At 67.6% G+C, this 13122-nt stretch carries 17 protein-coding genes; 8 read left to right on the forward strand and 9 right to left on the reverse strand.

Annotated elements, in window-relative coordinates:
- Positions 1-97 precede the first annotated feature (97 nt).
- The 5 genes from ACO2SS_RS00530 to glp are packed head-to-tail and all read left to right on the forward strand — an operon-like array spanning position 98 to position 4246.
- Positions 98-718: an anthranilate synthase component II gene (locus tag ACO2SS_RS00530; RefSeq protein WP_423275609.1), complete on the forward strand. Its 621-nt coding sequence runs from the start codon at positions 98-100 to the stop codon at positions 716-718.
- A gap of 6 nt (positions 719-724) precedes the next feature.
- Complete coding sequence (trpD, locus tag ACO2SS_RS00535; RefSeq protein WP_423275610.1) at positions 725-1747, forward strand: anthranilate phosphoribosyltransferase; 1023 nt, start codon at positions 725-727, stop codon at positions 1745-1747.
- Positions 1744-2550 carry an indole-3-glycerol phosphate synthase TrpC gene (trpC, locus tag ACO2SS_RS00540; RefSeq protein ID WP_423275611.1) on the forward strand — a complete coding sequence of 269 codons (807 nt, stop codon included), beginning with the start codon at positions 1744-1746 and terminating at the stop codon, positions 2548-2550. The genes trpD and trpC overlap by 4 nt, the downstream gene beginning before the upstream one ends.
- Entirely contained in the window at positions 2547-3026 is a 480-nt protein-coding gene (gene moaC / locus ACO2SS_RS00545) for a cyclic pyranopterin monophosphate synthase MoaC (RefSeq protein WP_423275612.1), read from the forward strand. The genes trpC and moaC overlap by 4 nt, the downstream gene beginning before the upstream one ends.
- On the forward strand, positions 3026-4246 hold the full coding sequence (gene glp / locus ACO2SS_RS00550; protein WP_423275613.1) for a gephyrin-like molybdotransferase Glp: 1221 nt from the start codon (positions 3026-3028) through the stop codon (positions 4244-4246). The genes moaC and glp overlap by 1 nt, the downstream gene beginning before the upstream one ends.
- 3 nt (positions 4247-4249) lie before the next feature.
- Here the strand turns inward: glp and ACO2SS_RS00555 are convergent, their stop codons facing one another.
- From ACO2SS_RS00555 to ACO2SS_RS00570, 4 genes are read right to left on the reverse strand one after another with little or no spacing between them, the layout of a single operon-like run.
- A complete protein-coding gene (locus ACO2SS_RS00555) occupies positions 4250-4672 on the reverse strand; it encodes an HIT family protein (protein WP_423275614.1) in 423 nt (140 codons plus the stop codon).
- Between the two features lie 33 nt (positions 4673-4705).
- The gene (locus ACO2SS_RS00560; RefSeq protein ID WP_423275615.1) at positions 4706-5905 is read right to left on the reverse strand and encodes a GNAT family N-acetyltransferase; all 1200 of its coding nucleotides are present in this window, start codon (positions 5903-5905) and stop codon (positions 4706-4708) included.
- A 52-nt stretch (positions 5906-5957) separates the two neighbouring features.
- Positions 5958-6707 carry a glycerophosphodiester phosphodiesterase family protein gene (locus ACO2SS_RS00565; RefSeq protein WP_423275616.1) on the reverse strand — a complete coding sequence of 250 codons (750 nt, stop codon included), beginning with the start codon at positions 6705-6707 and terminating at the stop codon, positions 5958-5960.
- On the reverse strand, positions 6704-7177 hold the full coding sequence (locus ACO2SS_RS00570; RefSeq protein ID WP_423275617.1) for a RidA family protein: 474 nt from the start codon (positions 7175-7177) through the stop codon (positions 6704-6706). Before ACO2SS_RS00570 ends, ACO2SS_RS00565 begins: the two co-directional genes overlap by 4 nt.
- 115 nt (positions 7178-7292) lie before the next feature.
- Here ACO2SS_RS00570 and ACO2SS_RS00575 point away from each other — a divergent pair, with 115 nt between their 5' ends.
- Positions 7293-8129: a cell envelope integrity EipB family protein gene (locus ACO2SS_RS00575; RefSeq protein WP_423275618.1), complete on the forward strand. Its 837-nt coding sequence runs from the start codon at positions 7293-7295 to the stop codon at positions 8127-8129.
- Here ACO2SS_RS00575 and ACO2SS_RS00580 read toward each other — a convergent pair.
- Together ACO2SS_RS00580 and ACO2SS_RS00585 are read right to left on the reverse strand one after the other, a co-directional pair.
- Positions 8035-9396, reverse strand: a complete 1362-nt coding sequence (locus ACO2SS_RS00580) for a DNA polymerase IV (protein WP_423275619.1) — start codon at positions 9394-9396, stop codon at positions 8035-8037. The genes ACO2SS_RS00575 and ACO2SS_RS00580 overlap by 95 nt on opposite strands.
- Position 9397: 1 nt before the next feature.
- Complete coding sequence (locus tag ACO2SS_RS00585; protein ID WP_423275620.1) at positions 9398-9649, reverse strand: DUF3572 family protein; 252 nt, start codon at positions 9647-9649, stop codon at positions 9398-9400.
- Between the two features lie 152 nt (positions 9650-9801).
- On the opposite strand from ACO2SS_RS00585, the gene ACO2SS_RS00590 reads away from it, so the two are divergent.
- Both ACO2SS_RS00590 and ACO2SS_RS00595 read left to right on the forward strand, forming a co-directional pair.
- On the forward strand, positions 9802-10173 hold the full coding sequence (locus ACO2SS_RS00590; protein ID WP_423275621.1) for a response regulator: 372 nt from the start codon (positions 9802-9804) through the stop codon (positions 10171-10173).
- A gap of 16 nt (positions 10174-10189) precedes the next feature.
- Complete coding sequence (locus ACO2SS_RS00595) at positions 10190-11560, forward strand: PleD family two-component system response regulator (protein WP_423275622.1); 1371 nt, start codon at positions 10190-10192, stop codon at positions 11558-11560.
- Between the two features lie 246 nt (positions 11561-11806).
- On the opposite strand, the gene ACO2SS_RS00600 is transcribed toward ACO2SS_RS00595, so the two are convergent.
- The 3 genes from ACO2SS_RS00600 to rpmG form a co-directional block, all read right to left on the reverse strand.
- A complete protein-coding gene (locus ACO2SS_RS00600; protein ID WP_423275624.1) occupies positions 11807-12436 on the reverse strand; it encodes a hypothetical protein in 630 nt (209 codons plus the stop codon).
- Positions 12437-12496: 60 nt separating this feature from the next.
- Complete coding sequence (locus ACO2SS_RS00605; RefSeq protein WP_423275625.1) at positions 12497-12772, reverse strand: hypothetical protein; 276 nt, start codon at positions 12770-12772, stop codon at positions 12497-12499.
- 106 nt (positions 12773-12878) lie between these two features.
- Positions 12879-13046: a 50S ribosomal protein L33 gene (gene rpmG / locus ACO2SS_RS00610; protein ID WP_423275626.1), complete on the reverse strand. Its 168-nt coding sequence runs from the start codon at positions 13044-13046 to the stop codon at positions 12879-12881.
- Positions 13047-13122: the final 76 nt, after the last annotated feature.

Raw genomic sequence — 13122 nt, forward strand, 5'->3', positions numbered from 1 at the left:
CGAGAGCGCTAGCACGCCCGGGTTATCGCCCGCTGAAGGTAATCCTTGACCCGGCAGGCGTCCGGACCACACATGCCGCAGCGGAAGTGCCTGCCGAATGACCAAGGTCCTCGTCGTCGACAATTACGATTCCTTCACCTGGAATCTCGTGCACCTGATCGGCCCGCTCGCGGGATCGATCGAGGTCGTGCGCAACGACGAGGTGACGGTGGGGGCCGTGCAGGCCCTCGCGCCCGACGCGATCGTGGTGTCGCCGGGGCCTTGCACGCCGACCGAGGCGGGCATCTCGCTCGACATCATCCGAGAGGTTTCACCCGAGGTGCCTACGCTGGGCGTGTGCCTGGGGTTGCAGGCCATCGGGCAGGCTTTCGGCGGCGCCGTGGTGCGCGCACCCGCTCCGATGCACGGCAAGGTCGACGAGATCAGCCACCGCAGCGAGACGCTGTTCCGGGGCATCAACGGCCCGTTCCGGGCGACACGGTACCATTCGCTCGTGGTTGCCCGCGAGGGCTGCCCGGAGGACCTGGCGATCACGGCAGAGACGCGGGATGGCTGCATCATGGGGCTATCGCACCGAACGCTGCCGATCCACGGCGTGCAGTTCCATCCGGAGAGTGTCTCCTCCGAGCACGGACGGCTGATCGTGGAGAACTTTCTCGATCTCGCGCGGCGGTGGAACACGGGCGGGCGTGACAAGCTCGGCCGCGCCGTGCATTGAGCCGGCATGGACTCCTTCAAACCCTATCTGGCGAAGGTCGCGACGGGCGCCGCCTTGACGCGGGAAGAAGCCCGGGAAGCCTTCGAGACGCTGCTCTCGGGCGAGGTCACGCCGTCGCAGGCCGGCGGCTTCCTCATGGCCCTGCGTGTTCGGGGCGAGGCGCAGGGCGAGATCATCGGCGCGGTGGACGCGATGCGCGGCCGCATGCTGCGCGTGAGCGCCCCGCCTGACGCGATCGACATCGTCGGCACGGGCGGCGATGGCTCGGGCAGCTACAACATCTCTTCCCTCGCGGCGATCATCGTCGCCGGTGCCGGCGTGAAGGTCGCCAAGCACGGCAATCGCGCGGCCTCTTCCAAGTCGGGCGCCGCAGACGTCCTCGGCGCGCTCGGCGTGCGGCTCGGGCTCGATCCCGCCGGACTGGAGCGGTGCCTGGATGATGCGGGCCTCTGCTTCATGTTCGCCCAGACCCATCATGCCTCGATGCGGCATGTCGCGCCGACCCGGGTGGAGCTGGGCACGCGCACGCTCTTCAACCTGCTCGGACCCCTGTCGAACCCGGCCGGCGTGCGCCGGCAGGTTCTGGGCGTGTTTTCAAGAGCTTGGCTCGAGCCACTCACCCGGGCCCTCCAGGAGCTCGGGAGCGAGCGGGTCTGGACGGTCCACGGTTCGGACGGGCTCGACGAGATCACGACCACCGGTCCCACGGAGGTCGTCGCGCTGGAGAACGGCACCATCCGGTCGTTCACGATCACGCCGGAGGAGGTGGGTCTCTCTCGCGCCCGCCCGGAGGACCTGAAAGGCGCCGATCCCGAGCACAACGCCCAGCAGCTGCGAGCGGTGCTCGACGGGCGCAAGACCCCGTATCGCGATGTCGCAGTCCTGAATGCGGCGGCAGCTCTCGTCGTCGCCGGGCAGGCGCACGATCTCAGGGAAGGCGTGGAGCGTGCTGCGGCGTCGGTGGATACGGGTGCCGCAAAAGGCGCGCTGGACCGCCTGATCGCAGTTTCGAACGACGGCTCGCCATGAGCGACATTCTCGAACAGATCGCCACTTACAAGCGGCGGGAGATCGCGGCCGCCAAGGAGCGGATCGACCCGGACGCGATGGAAGACCGTGCGTTCGCGGTGTCGAAGCCGCGCGGCTTTCTGTCGGCGATCCGCGACACCCTCGCCGAGGGCCGCGCGGCGCTGATCGCCGAGATCAAGAAGGCGAGCCCCTCCAAGGGCCTGATCCGGGCCGATTTCGATCCGGCGGCGTTGGCCAAGGCATACGCGCAGGGCGGCGCCACCTGCCTTTCCGTGCTGACGGACGAGCCCTCCTTCCAGGGCCGGCCGGAATACCTCGACGAGGCGCGTTCCGCCTGTTCCCTTCCGGCGCTCCGGAAGGATTTCATGTTCGATCCGTACCAGGTGTTCGAGGCCCGCGCGCTCGGTGCGGACTGCATTCTCGTCATCATGGCGGCCGTGACCGACAGCGAGGCACAGGCCCTGATCGGCACGGCCGAAGCCGTCGCCATGGATGTGCTGGTCGAAGTCCACGACGAGGCGGAGCTCGAGCGGGCGCTGAAGCTCGATGCGAACCTCATCGGCATCAACAATCGCAACCTGCGCACCTTCGAGACGAGCCTCGCGACTTCCGAGAGGCTGGCGCCGATGGTCCCGAAGGACCGGATCATCGTGGCCGAGAGCGGCATCGCGAACCCGGCCGACATCGCCCGGCTGCAAGCTTGCGGCATCCATACCTTCCTCGTGGGGGAGAGCCTGATGCGCCAGGCCGACGTGGCCGAAGCGACGCGCCGGCTGCTCTCCCCGGCGGTCGAGCTGGCGTGAGCGAGCTCACCCACCTCGACCGGACCGGCGCGGCCAACATGGTCGACGTCTCGGACAAGGCCGAGACGTCCCGGATCGCGAGAGCCGAGGGCCGGGTGGTGATGCTCCGGGAGACGGTGGACCTGATCCGGGCGGGCGACGCCAAGAAGGGCGACGTGCTCGGGACGGCCCGCCTCGCCGGCATCATGGCGGCGAAGCGCACTCACGAATTGATCCCGCTCTGCCATCCCCTGCTGCTGACCAAGGTAAAGGTCGAGTGCGAAGTGGATGACACGCTCCCCGGCGTGCGAGTCGCCGCCGAGGTCGGCGTGAGGGGCCAGACAGGCGTCGAGATGGAGGCCCTCACGGCCGTCTCCGTCGCCTGCCTGACGCTCTACGACATGGTCAAGGCTGCCGACCGCGGCATGCGGATCGAGGGGATCCGTCTCCTGGCCAAGAGCGGCGGCCGCTCCGGCGAGTATCGGGCGGAAGCCTGATGGCGCTTATCTCCGTCGACGAGGCACTCGGGCGGGTTCTCGCGAGCGTCCCCGGTCCTGTTGAGGGAGAGATCGTCCCGATCGGGGATGCGGTCGGACGGACGCTCGCCACCGATCTTGCGGCGCTTCGGACGCAGCCGCCCTTCGCAGCCTCCGCCATGGACGGCTATGCGGTCCAGGCGGCGGACCTCGCCATCGTGCCGGCCAGCCTCACGGTCATCGGCCGAAGCGTCGCCGGAAGGGGGCACCCCGGGCCGGTCGGGCCGGGTGAGGCGGTTCGCATCTTCACGGGCGCGCCCATACCGGACGGGGCCGACGCGATCGTGATTCAGGAGGACACCGATCTCGGCGACCCCGAGGTGGAGATCCGCGAGCACGTTTCGCCGGGCCGCTTCATCCGCCCGGCCGGGCTCGACTTCCGAGAAGGGCAGCTCCTGTTGCGGGCAGGCGAACGGCTCGATGCCCGCCGCCTGGCGCTCGCTGCCGCGATGGGCCATGCGGAGCTGCCGGTCCGGCGCAAGCCGCGCGTCGCGATCCTCGCGACCGGGGACGAGCTCGTCAGGCCCGGCGAGCCTGCCGGCCCCGACCAGATCGTCGCCTCCAACCCCTATGCGCTCCGGGCGATCGTCGAGCGGGCTGGTGGCGAGGCGCTCGATCTCGGGATCGCCCGCGACACGCTGGACGACCTTCGCCGTGCGATCGACACGGCGCGGGAAGCGAGGGCGGACCTCCTCATCACGCTCGGCGGGGCCTCCGTCGGCGAGCACGATCTCGTCCAGGCGGCCCTGACCGAGGGCGGCATGGAACTCGGCTTCTGGCGGGTCGCGCTTCGCCCCGGCAAGCCGCTCATGCACGGCCGGCTCGGATCGACGATGCTGCTCGGGCTGCCGGGCAACCCTGTGTCGTCCATCGTCTGCGGGATCCTGTTCGTGGTCCCCGCGATCCGAGCCCTGCTCGGGGATCCGCATGCGGGCGAGGACCCGACGGAAGCCGGCCTGCTCGGCCGCGACCTGCCGGCGAACGACACGCGGCAGGATTACATGCGCGCCAGGCTCGAGCGTGAGGAGGGGGAACTCGTCGCGACCGCGGAACGGCGGCAGGATTCGTCCATGCTGGCCACGCTCGCAGCCTCCGAGGCGCTCATCGTCCGCGCCCCCCATGCGCCTGAAGCGGCAGCCGGCGAGCGCTGCCGCATCATCCGGCTCGACCGGTTCTGCTGAAGCTCAGCGCAAGGCGGCCCGGATCTTCTCGGCATTCGCCGCGACGAGGTCCTTCGGTGCCATCTCGCCCGTATGCGGCCGCAGCGCGATCCCGTTCCAGCGCGGCAGGATGTGGACGTGCATGTGGAACACGACCTGCCCGCCGGCGGGCTCGTTGAACTGCTGGATGGTGAGCCCATCCGCGCCGAGTCCCTTCACGGCGGCGCGCGAGATCTTCTGCACGCTGGCATAGAGCGCGGCGAGGTCATCCGGGCCGACATCGAAGAAGGTGCGGGCCGGCGCCTTCGGAATGACGAGCGTGTGCCCGTCCGTGCGGGGCATGATGTCCATGAAGGCGAGGGTCTTCTCGTCCTCGTAGACCTTCTCGGCCGGCATCTCGCCGCGGAGGATCTTGGCGAAGATGTTGGACGGATCGTAGGCGCTCATGGGCTCCGCTCGGCGAATTGACGCGCCCGCTGATTAGCTCTCCGGGCAGCCGGGAACAATCGGCCGGTCGCCCTTTCGGAACGGCACGGCCTCTTCGTATTCTTCCTGGGCCTGATCCACGTACAGGCGCTCGCGGCGCAGATAGTCCGAGATGGCGCGCCGCAGCCCGGGATCAGCGATGCGATGGGCCGAGTAGGTCGTGACCGGCCGATATCCGCGGGCCAGCTTGTGCTCGCCCTGCGCGCCCGCCTCGACCCGCTTCAGCCCACGCGCGAGCGCGAAATCGATGGCCTGATAGTAGCAGATCTCGAAATGGAGGAACGGGTGGTTCTCGACCGCGCCCCAGTTGCGGCCGTAGAGCGCCTCGCTCCCGATGAAGTTGATTGCCCCGGCGATGTAGCGGCCGGCGCGCTTCGCCATCACGAGCAGGACGCGGTCGGCCATGCGCTCGCCGATGAGGGAGAAGAAGCGGCGGTTCAGGTAGGGGTGGCCCCACTTCCGCGAGCCCGTGTCCATGTAGAAGGCGAAGAACGCGTCCCAGTGTTCCTCCCTGATGTCGGTGCCCGTGATCCACTCGACCTCGATCCCGGGTGCCAGCGCCTCCCGTCGTTCGCGCCGGATCGCCTTGCGCTTGCGCGAGGCGAGCGCGTCGAGGAAGCCGTCGAAGGTGCCGAAACCTTCATCGACCCAGTGAAACTGCTGGTCGGTGCGGATCAGGTATCCGGCCGCTTGCGCCGCGGCGCGATCCTGCTCCTCGAGGAAGGTCAGGTGGGTGGAGGAGGACGCGGTCTGGTCGCGCACCGCCTCGAGGCCCGAGAGCAGGGCGCGGCGCATGAGATTGCCGTCCTCACCGGGCCGCACCAGCAGGCGCGGGCCGTTGACGGGCGTGAACGGCACGCTGACCTGCAGCTTGGGATAGTACTGCCCGCCAGCGCGCTCATAGGCGTCGGCCCAGCCGGCATCGAAGACGTACTCCCCGCGCGAGTGGGTCTTCAGATAGCAGGGCGCGGCCGCACGGATGGATGCCTCCGCGCCGGAAACGATGAGGTGGGCAGGCGACCAGCCGGTGCGTGGACCGACGCAGCCCGACTCCTCCAGCGACGACAGAAAGGCGTGAGAAACGAACGGGTTGTCGCTGCCTGCTGAACCGTCCCATTCAGCCGCATCGACAGCCTTCAGGTTCGTCGCAACCGAGATCGCAAGGCCCACGTCGGGCTCGTCCGGTAGGCTCACGTGGGGCGCCCCGCCGGATATGGGGTGGGGAGAAAGAAACCTGCGCAGCCGCTCAAGCAGGAACGAAGCCTTCGAAGACGATCTGGTCGGCATAGGGCAGGGCGCGCTGCACCTGCTCCTGCGACCGGATCGTCCAGGTCATCACGGGCACCCCGGCGAGCTGCCGCGGGAGGAAGGCCGCCGCGCAGGGCAGGTCGAGATGACGCCACGACACGAAATCGGGGCGGGTCTCGTCCCAGTGCAGGAGGTCGGTCATCTCGCGCAGGCGCTCGGGCGGAAGCTGGGCGGCATCGCCCCCATCGTAGCGCGATTGCCCGACGATGCCTCGGGGCACATCCGGCGCAATGCGTCGCAGCAATCCTACGATCGCAGGATCAAAGGATTTCAGGGCGAAGCGCCCCCGGCGTCCGGCCAGCACCTCCACGGTCCGCCGGGCCAGGCGATCGTCGCCGTCGAAGCGGCTCTTGATCTCGATGACGAGAGGGGTCCGGTCGCCGATCCGGTCGAGGAAGCCGGCGAGGGTCGGGATCCGATCCTCACTCCCACCGACTTGCATTTCCCCGAGTTCCGCGGCCTTGCGCTCCCGGACGGGGCCGTTCGCCTGCGTCAGCCGATCGAGGACGTGATCGTGGAAGACCATGGCTTCCCCGTCGGCCGAGATCTGCACGTCGCATTCGATCCCAAACCCGCCCGCAATGGCGGCTTCCGCGGCAGAGAGTGTGTTCTCGAACCGGCCCTCGTCCGGAACATGGAGGCCACGATGCGCGATGGGCCGTTCGGTCAGCCAGGCCGGTGCGCTCATTCGACCTCGAACATCCCCTCGACCTCGACGGACGCGCCGAGGGGCAGCCCCGAGACCCCGATCGTGGAGCGTGCATGGCGGCCCTTGTCGCCGAACACCTCGACCATCAGGTCGGACGCGCCATTCATCACGCCGGCATGGCCCGTGAAGTCGGGCGGGCTCGCGATGAACCCGCCCAGGCGCACGCAGCGGACCACCCGGTCGAGGTCGCCGATCGCGGCCCTCACCTGCGCGATCACGTTGATGGCGCACAGGCGCGCAGCGTCTTTCGCGGCGTCGGCCGTGACGTCCATGGTGACGCGCCCGACATGCTCCGGGGCCAATTTCCCGTCGGGGCCCAGGCAGAGCTGGCCGGAGACGACGAGGAGGCGCCCGGAGAGGACGAAGGGTACATAATTCGCAACCGGCGCCGCCGCCTGCGGCAGCTTGATCCCGAGCGATTGCAGCTTCGACTCGATCTGTCCTGCCACGTCGAACTCCCCGTTTCTGCCGGATTTCTGGACGACAGCATCTTTGCCTGCAAGCGCTCGTTGCCGGACTCCGGCTGCGTTCCTAATGTGGTCCTATTCGCCTCGCGGAGACACCATGCGGTTCCCGGTCGTCCTCGGTTCGACAGTTCTTGCCTTTGCCCTCCCAGCATATGCCGAGGTCCCGACGGGAAAGCCCCCGCAACTCGCGCCGCATCGCGCAGTGTACGACCTCTCCCTGGCGGCGAGCAAAGGCGCGCGAACCGTCGAATCGGCCAGGGGGCGCATAGCGTTCGATTTCACGGGCGACGCCTGCGAGGGCTACGCGCTCAAGTTCCGGCAGGTCACGGTGATCGAGAGCGCGGAAAGCGGCACCAAGACCTCCGATCTGCGCACGGCGAATTTCGAGAGCGGCGACGGCAAGACCTTCCGGTTCCGGAACGATACCGGATCCGGCGAAGGGCCGGCGCAGAGCGTCGATGGGAATGCCGAGCGCAAGGCGAACGGTCCCCTTGCGGTTCGCCTGAAAGCGCCCAAGCGGGACAATGTCTCCCTGGACGGCGAGGCGGTCTTTCCGAATACCCAGATGCGCGACCTGATCGTTGCTGCCAGGGCCGGCAAGACGACCCTCAACATGAAAATCTTCGACGGATCGGATGACGGCCGGACCGTGTACGAGACGCTGTCGGTGATCGGGAAGAGGATCGAACCGGGCAATGCGGCCGGCCTCGAGGAGCCGGCCCGGCAGGAGGGGTTGGCGAAGCTCGCCCGCTGGCCTGTCACGATGAGTTATTTCAAGCCGGGCAAGAAGGACGACACTCCCGTCTACGTGCTGAGCTTCGACCTGTACGAGAACGGCGTCAGCCGGGCGCTTCGTCTCGATTACGGAGATTTCGCCCTGAAGGGCGAGATGACCCGGCTGGAGCTCCTGCCGGAGAAGCCTTGCCAGAAGTGACGAAGGGGAAGGCGAGCCCTTTCTGGACGGCAGCCGCGCCGAACTTCTCGCGAATCCTGTCGATCGCAGCCTCGACCTTGACCTCCTCGGCTAGGTGAAGGTCGGCCAGGTCGCCGCGATCCGCCTCTTCTGCCGGGCACAGGTCCGAGGCGCCAATGCCGATCAGGCGGTAGAATGTGCCGTCGGCCTCCTCCCGCAGCATGGCGCGGGCCGGCTCGAACAACCGCTTCGCGAGCTGAGTCGCAGGCAGCCCCGAACGCGTCCGGGTCGAAAGGCGGAAGTCTCGGTCCTTCAGCTTCAGGACGACGCTGCGCCCTGCAAGCGAGGACCGCTTCAGTCGCAACGAGACCTTCTCGCAAAGTCGCCAGAGGATGGGCTCGAGCTCCTCGAAGCGAGCCATGTCCGTGTTGAACGTGGTTTCGGCGGAGACGCTCTTCGTCTCGCGGCGGGGCTCGACGGGACGTGCATCCTCGCCGCGCGCCAGGCGGGACAATCGTTCTCCGTCTCGCCCGAGGAGCCGGACCAGCTCCGCCGGCGGGCGGTTGCGAAGATCCCGCACGAGGTTGAGGCCGGCCCGCTGGAGGCGCGCCTCGGTCTGCTTCCCGATCCCCGGCAGGATGCCGACCGGACGGGGTGAGATCACGTCCAGCGCGTTCGACCGGCCGAGAATGGAGAAGCCGCGCGGCTTCTCCTGGTCGGAGGCGATCTTGGCCAGGAACTTGTTGTAGGACAGCCCGACCGAGACGGTGATCCCGATCTCGTGCTCGATCCTTCGGGCGAAGGCGACGAGGGTGCGCGCGGCGCTCGCGTGATGGACGCGTTCCGTGCCGGTCAGGTCGAGGAATGCCTCGTCGATCGAGATCGGCTCGACGAGCGGCGTCAGCTCCAGCATCAGCTGGCGAACCTCGCGGCCGACGGCCGAGTACTTCTCGAAGTTCGGCCGCACCACCCGGGCATGCGGGCAGGCCTTCAGGGCCTTGAACATCGGCATCGCCGACCGCACGCCGTAGGTCCGCGCGATGTAGCAAGCCGTCGCGACCACGCCGCGGGTGCCGCCTCCGATGATGACAGGCACATCGCGCAGCGCCGGATCGTCCCGCTTCTCAACGGCTGCGTAGAATGCGTCGCAATCCACATGCGCGATCGTGAGCTCGTCCAGCTCGGGGTGACGAAGGAGGCGAGGGGAGCCGCACGAAGCGCAGCGCGAGCCCTCCTCCGAGTGCTGGCCGGTTGCGCAATCCCGGCAGATGGTCGGGATGCGCCCCATCTCAATCCTCGAGAGCGGCTTCGGGCGAGAGCCGGGCCCGTGCTGCGGCGATCTCCTCCGGGCGCATCTCGAGTTCGGCAGCAATGGCGATGATCAAGCCTTCGTCTGAGGACACGTAATCGAGGATCGCGGAGTAGAATCCTGGCTGGCCGGCAGCCTCGCGGATCGTATCGGGCCTCAATCCGGTCACTGACAGGAAGGCGGCCAGCCGCTCCGGCTCGGCGATGAGGCGATTGAACGCAGCAACAGCCACATTTTCGGCGTGACTTACCCCGTTTGAGCGGGTCTGAGCCGCTGGATTTGTGGATTTGCCTTTCATCAACATGTGCTTGCTAACCTCGTAAGCGCCCGAGCGAGGCTGAGCGAGCGGCGGGCCGCCTCGAAGCCGGGACCAGGACACGTCCGATGAAGAAGACCGTGCTCATTGTCGAGGACAACGAGCTGAACATGAAGCTCTTCGGCGACCTCCTCGAGGCGCACGGCTACGCGACCCTGAAGACCGGTAACGGCATCGAGGCTATCGAGCTGGCCCGGGCGCACCATCCGAACCTGATCATCATGGATATCCAGTTGCCGGAAGTCTCGGGCCTGGATGTGACGCGGTGGCTCAAGGAGGACGAGGACCTTCGCTCAATCCCGGTGATCGCGGTGACGGCATTCGCGATGAAGGGGGACGAGGAGCGCATCCGCGAAGGCGGATGCGAGGCCTATCTGTCGAAGCCTATCTCCGTTGCCAAGTTCCTGGAAACCGTTCGGACCTATCTGAACGCCGCGTAAAGCCCGAGGAGAGGTCATGTCGGCGCGCGTGCTTGTGGTGGATGACATCGCCACAAACGTGAAACTGCTCGAGACGAAGCTGTCGGCCGAGTATTTCGACGTCCTCACCGCTTCCAACGGGCCGGACGCGCTGGCCATCTGCGAGCAGGGGCTCTGCGACCTCGTCCTCCTGGACGTGATGATGCCGGACATGGACGGGTTCGAGGTGTGCCGTCGGCTGAAGAACTCGCCGACGACCGCGCACCTCCCGGTGGTCATGGTCACGGCCCTCGACCAGCCGAGCGACCGCCTGAAGGGGCTGGATGCCGGCGCCGACGACTTCCTCACCAAGCCCGTCGACGACACTGCCCTGTTCGCGCGGGTGCGCAGCCTCGTGCGCCTGAAGGCGGTCACGGACGAACTCCGGGCGCGGCTCATGGCATCCCGCCACGGCTTCGGAGACCCGCTGGCGACGGCGACTGCGGAAACCGGGCAGAACGGCCGGGTGCTCCTCGTCGACGATCGCCCGAGCTCCTACGAGCGGCTCTCGGCGGCCCTTTCGCAGTATCACCGCGTCGAGGTGGAGGCGGATCCGCAGGCTGCCATGATCCGGGCTGCGGAGAACGAGTTCGACATCGTCCTCATCAGCCTCGACCTCCAGGGCTTCGACGGGCTTCGGCTCTGCAGCCAGCTTCGCTCGCTCGAGCGGACCCGGCATGTCGCGGTCGTGCTCATCGCCGACATGGACGACCGGTCGAAGGTCCTGCGGGGGCTAGACATCGGGGCGCATGATTTCCTGGTGCGGCCGGTCGACCGGAACGAGCTCGTCGCGCGGGTGCGCACGCAGGTGCGCCGGAAGCGCTTTGCGGAACGCCTGCGGGACGGCGTGCAGCACTCCATGGATGCTGCGATCACGGATGCCCTCACGGGGCTCCATAACCGGCGCTACCTCGATGTTCGCCTCGCGAACCTGTTCGAGGATTCCGCCAAGCGGGGCGCCAGCCTTGCCGTGCTGCTGCTCGATATCGACCGCTTCAAATCCATCAATGATCGCTTCGGCCACGACGCCGGCGACGAGGTGCTGCGCGAATTCGCGACCCGGATCCGCACCCTGACGCGCGGGGTCGACCTCGTGGCCCGGTACGGGGGCGAGGAGATGGTCGTCGTCGTGCCTGAAGCGTCGCTCGATGAGGCCCGTTTCGTTGCGGAGCGGATCCGGGAGCGGGTCGGCTCGACGCCTTTTGGCTTCGCGGACAAGACCAGGGCCCTTGATGTCACGGTCTCGATTGGGGTGGCGGCGCGCCAGCCCTCGGACACCAGCGCACAGGACCTTCTCAAGCGCGCCGACCTCGCTCTCTACCGTGCGAAGGACCAGGGCCGGAACCGGGTGATCGCCGCTGCCGCCTGAGGCCGCAATGGAAGGGCAGGGCAAGGATTTAACCTTGACAAGCGTTTAACGGCGTCGCTCGCCGTTCATGTATTGGTTTCGCGCAGGGCCGGCTGTACTTTCCTGACGTACCGGCGGCGCCCAGGCGCCGCCTGAAACGCCCTCTGACTCTCAGGTCCGCCGCATCTCCTGGGTTTCGAGGGCTAGGCCGGCTCGGGAGCGGCACCAGCCTCCTCATCGCCGCTCCCGGCCGGCCACCTTTCTGCTTCAGGGCCGCTTGGCGAGGCTGCCATCGTCGCCAAGGTTCTCCTCCAGCGTGCCCGAGGCGGCGGGTGGCGCGGGTTCCCTGGCCGTCGTCTGTGTGTCGCGACGGGTCAGTGCAAAGCATCCGATATCGGTAGCGCCGATCATCGAGCTCCTGCTGTCATCGGCCAGGAGCGCCGGAGAATGGCTCAGCCGCCACCTGTCGACCTCCTCGATGTCGTCGCGAGTGACGATTCCGAACACCGCCCCACGGGAATTGCCGCGGGATCGGAGAAACGGGAAGCGGCCGGAATCGTCGTAGGCGAACACCGCCACGACGGTGAGGCCATCCACCTTCTCCGGGCGCTGAAGGGCGAAATAGTTCATCCCTTCATCCATCTGGAAGGTGAGGCTGCTCACCGCATTCCGGCGGATCAGGACCTTGATGATTTCCGCTGCCCGGGGAGGGCCGTCGCATTCGAGTTCACGGCGCACCAGGGCCGCGAAATCGAACCGGGCCTCGGCATCGAAGCAGCGCAGCCGCTCGGAGGCACTCGGAATCAGCTGGCACGCGCCGCCGGCATCCGAGGCCGATGCGAATTCTGCATGCAGGCAGACGCTGAGGGCCAGTGCCCAAGCCGACCACGCCCGCATGCCGCTCCCGCCGTTCCGCTGCCGCGAAGTGTAGTGCGGGCAGCGCCGGCTTTCACGACCTCACTTCGAAGGGGCTTCCGCCTTGGCGGCGGGCGGCGCTTCCTTCGTGATCGCATCGACGGTCGCCAGGGCGAGCTCGCGCAGGGCCTCCACCGGGATCGGAACCCCGACGCGCTGGTCGCCCGAGGCAGTGTGGAACCATACGACCGCGATGCGGTCGTGCTTCGAGACGGCGATGTCCCGGCTGCAGAGCGGCAGGTGAAACAGCCCGGAGCCGTCGAGCACGATCTCGCTCGGCGTTGCCTCGGCCGGTCGTCCGTTTAGGGAATCTGACATGGCTCAGTCCTGTCGGCGCGCCATGACGCGCGGCGTATCGAGAGCCTAAAACAGAAAAGCGCCCGAATGGGCGCCTTTCAGCTGGATAAGACCGGAAAGCCCGATCTCACTTGATCTTGGTTTCCTTGAACTCGACGTGCTTCTTCGCGACGGGATCGTACTTCTTCATCGCGAGCTTGTCGGTCATCGTCCGCGAGTTCTTCTTGGTGACGTAGAAGTAGCCCGTATCCGCGGTCGAAACGAGCTTCACCTTGATGGTGACGGCCTTGGCCATGACGATCTCCTGAGTGGGGTAGCGCACGCCCAAAGCGGCGCAGCCGGCCAGGCCGGCGCAAATCGTGGTTCCTCCT

It is taken from the genome of Enterovirga sp. CN4-39 (assembly GCF_049446235.1).
In the GTDB taxonomy this organism is placed as follows: domain Bacteria; phylum Pseudomonadota; class Alphaproteobacteria; order Rhizobiales; family Beijerinckiaceae; genus Enterovirga.

Excerpts from the sequence above, each read along its gene's own strand:
- ACO2SS_RS00600 (WP_423275624.1), bottom strand. The coding sequence starts at position 12,436 with ATGCGGGCGTGGTCGGCTTGGGCACTGGCCCTCAGCGTCTGCCTGCAT.
- ACO2SS_RS00530 (WP_423275609.1), top strand. The coding sequence starts at position 98 with ATGACCAAGGTCCTCGTCGTCGACAATTACGATTCCTTCACCTGGAAT.
- ACO2SS_RS00590 (WP_423275621.1), top strand. The coding sequence starts at position 9,802 with ATGAAGAAGACCGTGCTCATTGTCGAGGACAACGAGCTGAACATGAAG.
- glp (WP_423275613.1), top strand. The coding sequence starts at position 3,026 with ATGGCGCTTATCTCCGTCGACGAGGCACTCGGGCGGGTTCTCGCGAGC.
- ACO2SS_RS00605 (WP_423275625.1), bottom strand. The coding sequence starts at position 12,772 with ATGTCAGATTCCCTAAACGGACGACCGGCCGAGGCAACGCCGAGCGAG.
- trpD (WP_423275610.1), top strand. The coding sequence starts at position 725 with ATGGACTCCTTCAAACCCTATCTGGCGAAGGTCGCGACGGGCGCCGCC.
- ACO2SS_RS00595 (WP_423275622.1), top strand. The coding sequence starts at position 10,190 with ATGTCGGCGCGCGTGCTTGTGGTGGATGACATCGCCACAAACGTGAAA.
- ACO2SS_RS00575 (WP_423275618.1), top strand. The coding sequence starts at position 7,293 with ATGCGGTTCCCGGTCGTCCTCGGTTCGACAGTTCTTGCCTTTGCCCTC.
- rpmG (WP_423275626.1), bottom strand. The coding sequence starts at position 13,046 with ATGGCCAAGGCCGTCACCATCAAGGTGAAGCTCGTTTCGACCGCGGAT.
- ACO2SS_RS00565 (WP_423275616.1), bottom strand. The coding sequence starts at position 6,707 with ATGAGCGCACCGGCCTGGCTGACCGAACGGCCCATCGCGCATCGTGGC.
- ACO2SS_RS00555 (WP_423275614.1), bottom strand. The coding sequence starts at position 4,672 with ATGAGCGCCTACGATCCGTCCAACATCTTCGCCAAGATCCTCCGCGGC.
- ACO2SS_RS00580 (WP_423275619.1), bottom strand. The coding sequence starts at position 9,396 with ATGGGGCGCATCCCGACCATCTGCCGGGATTGCGCAACCGGCCAGCAC.
- trpC (WP_423275611.1), top strand. The coding sequence starts at position 1,744 with ATGAGCGACATTCTCGAACAGATCGCCACTTACAAGCGGCGGGAGATC.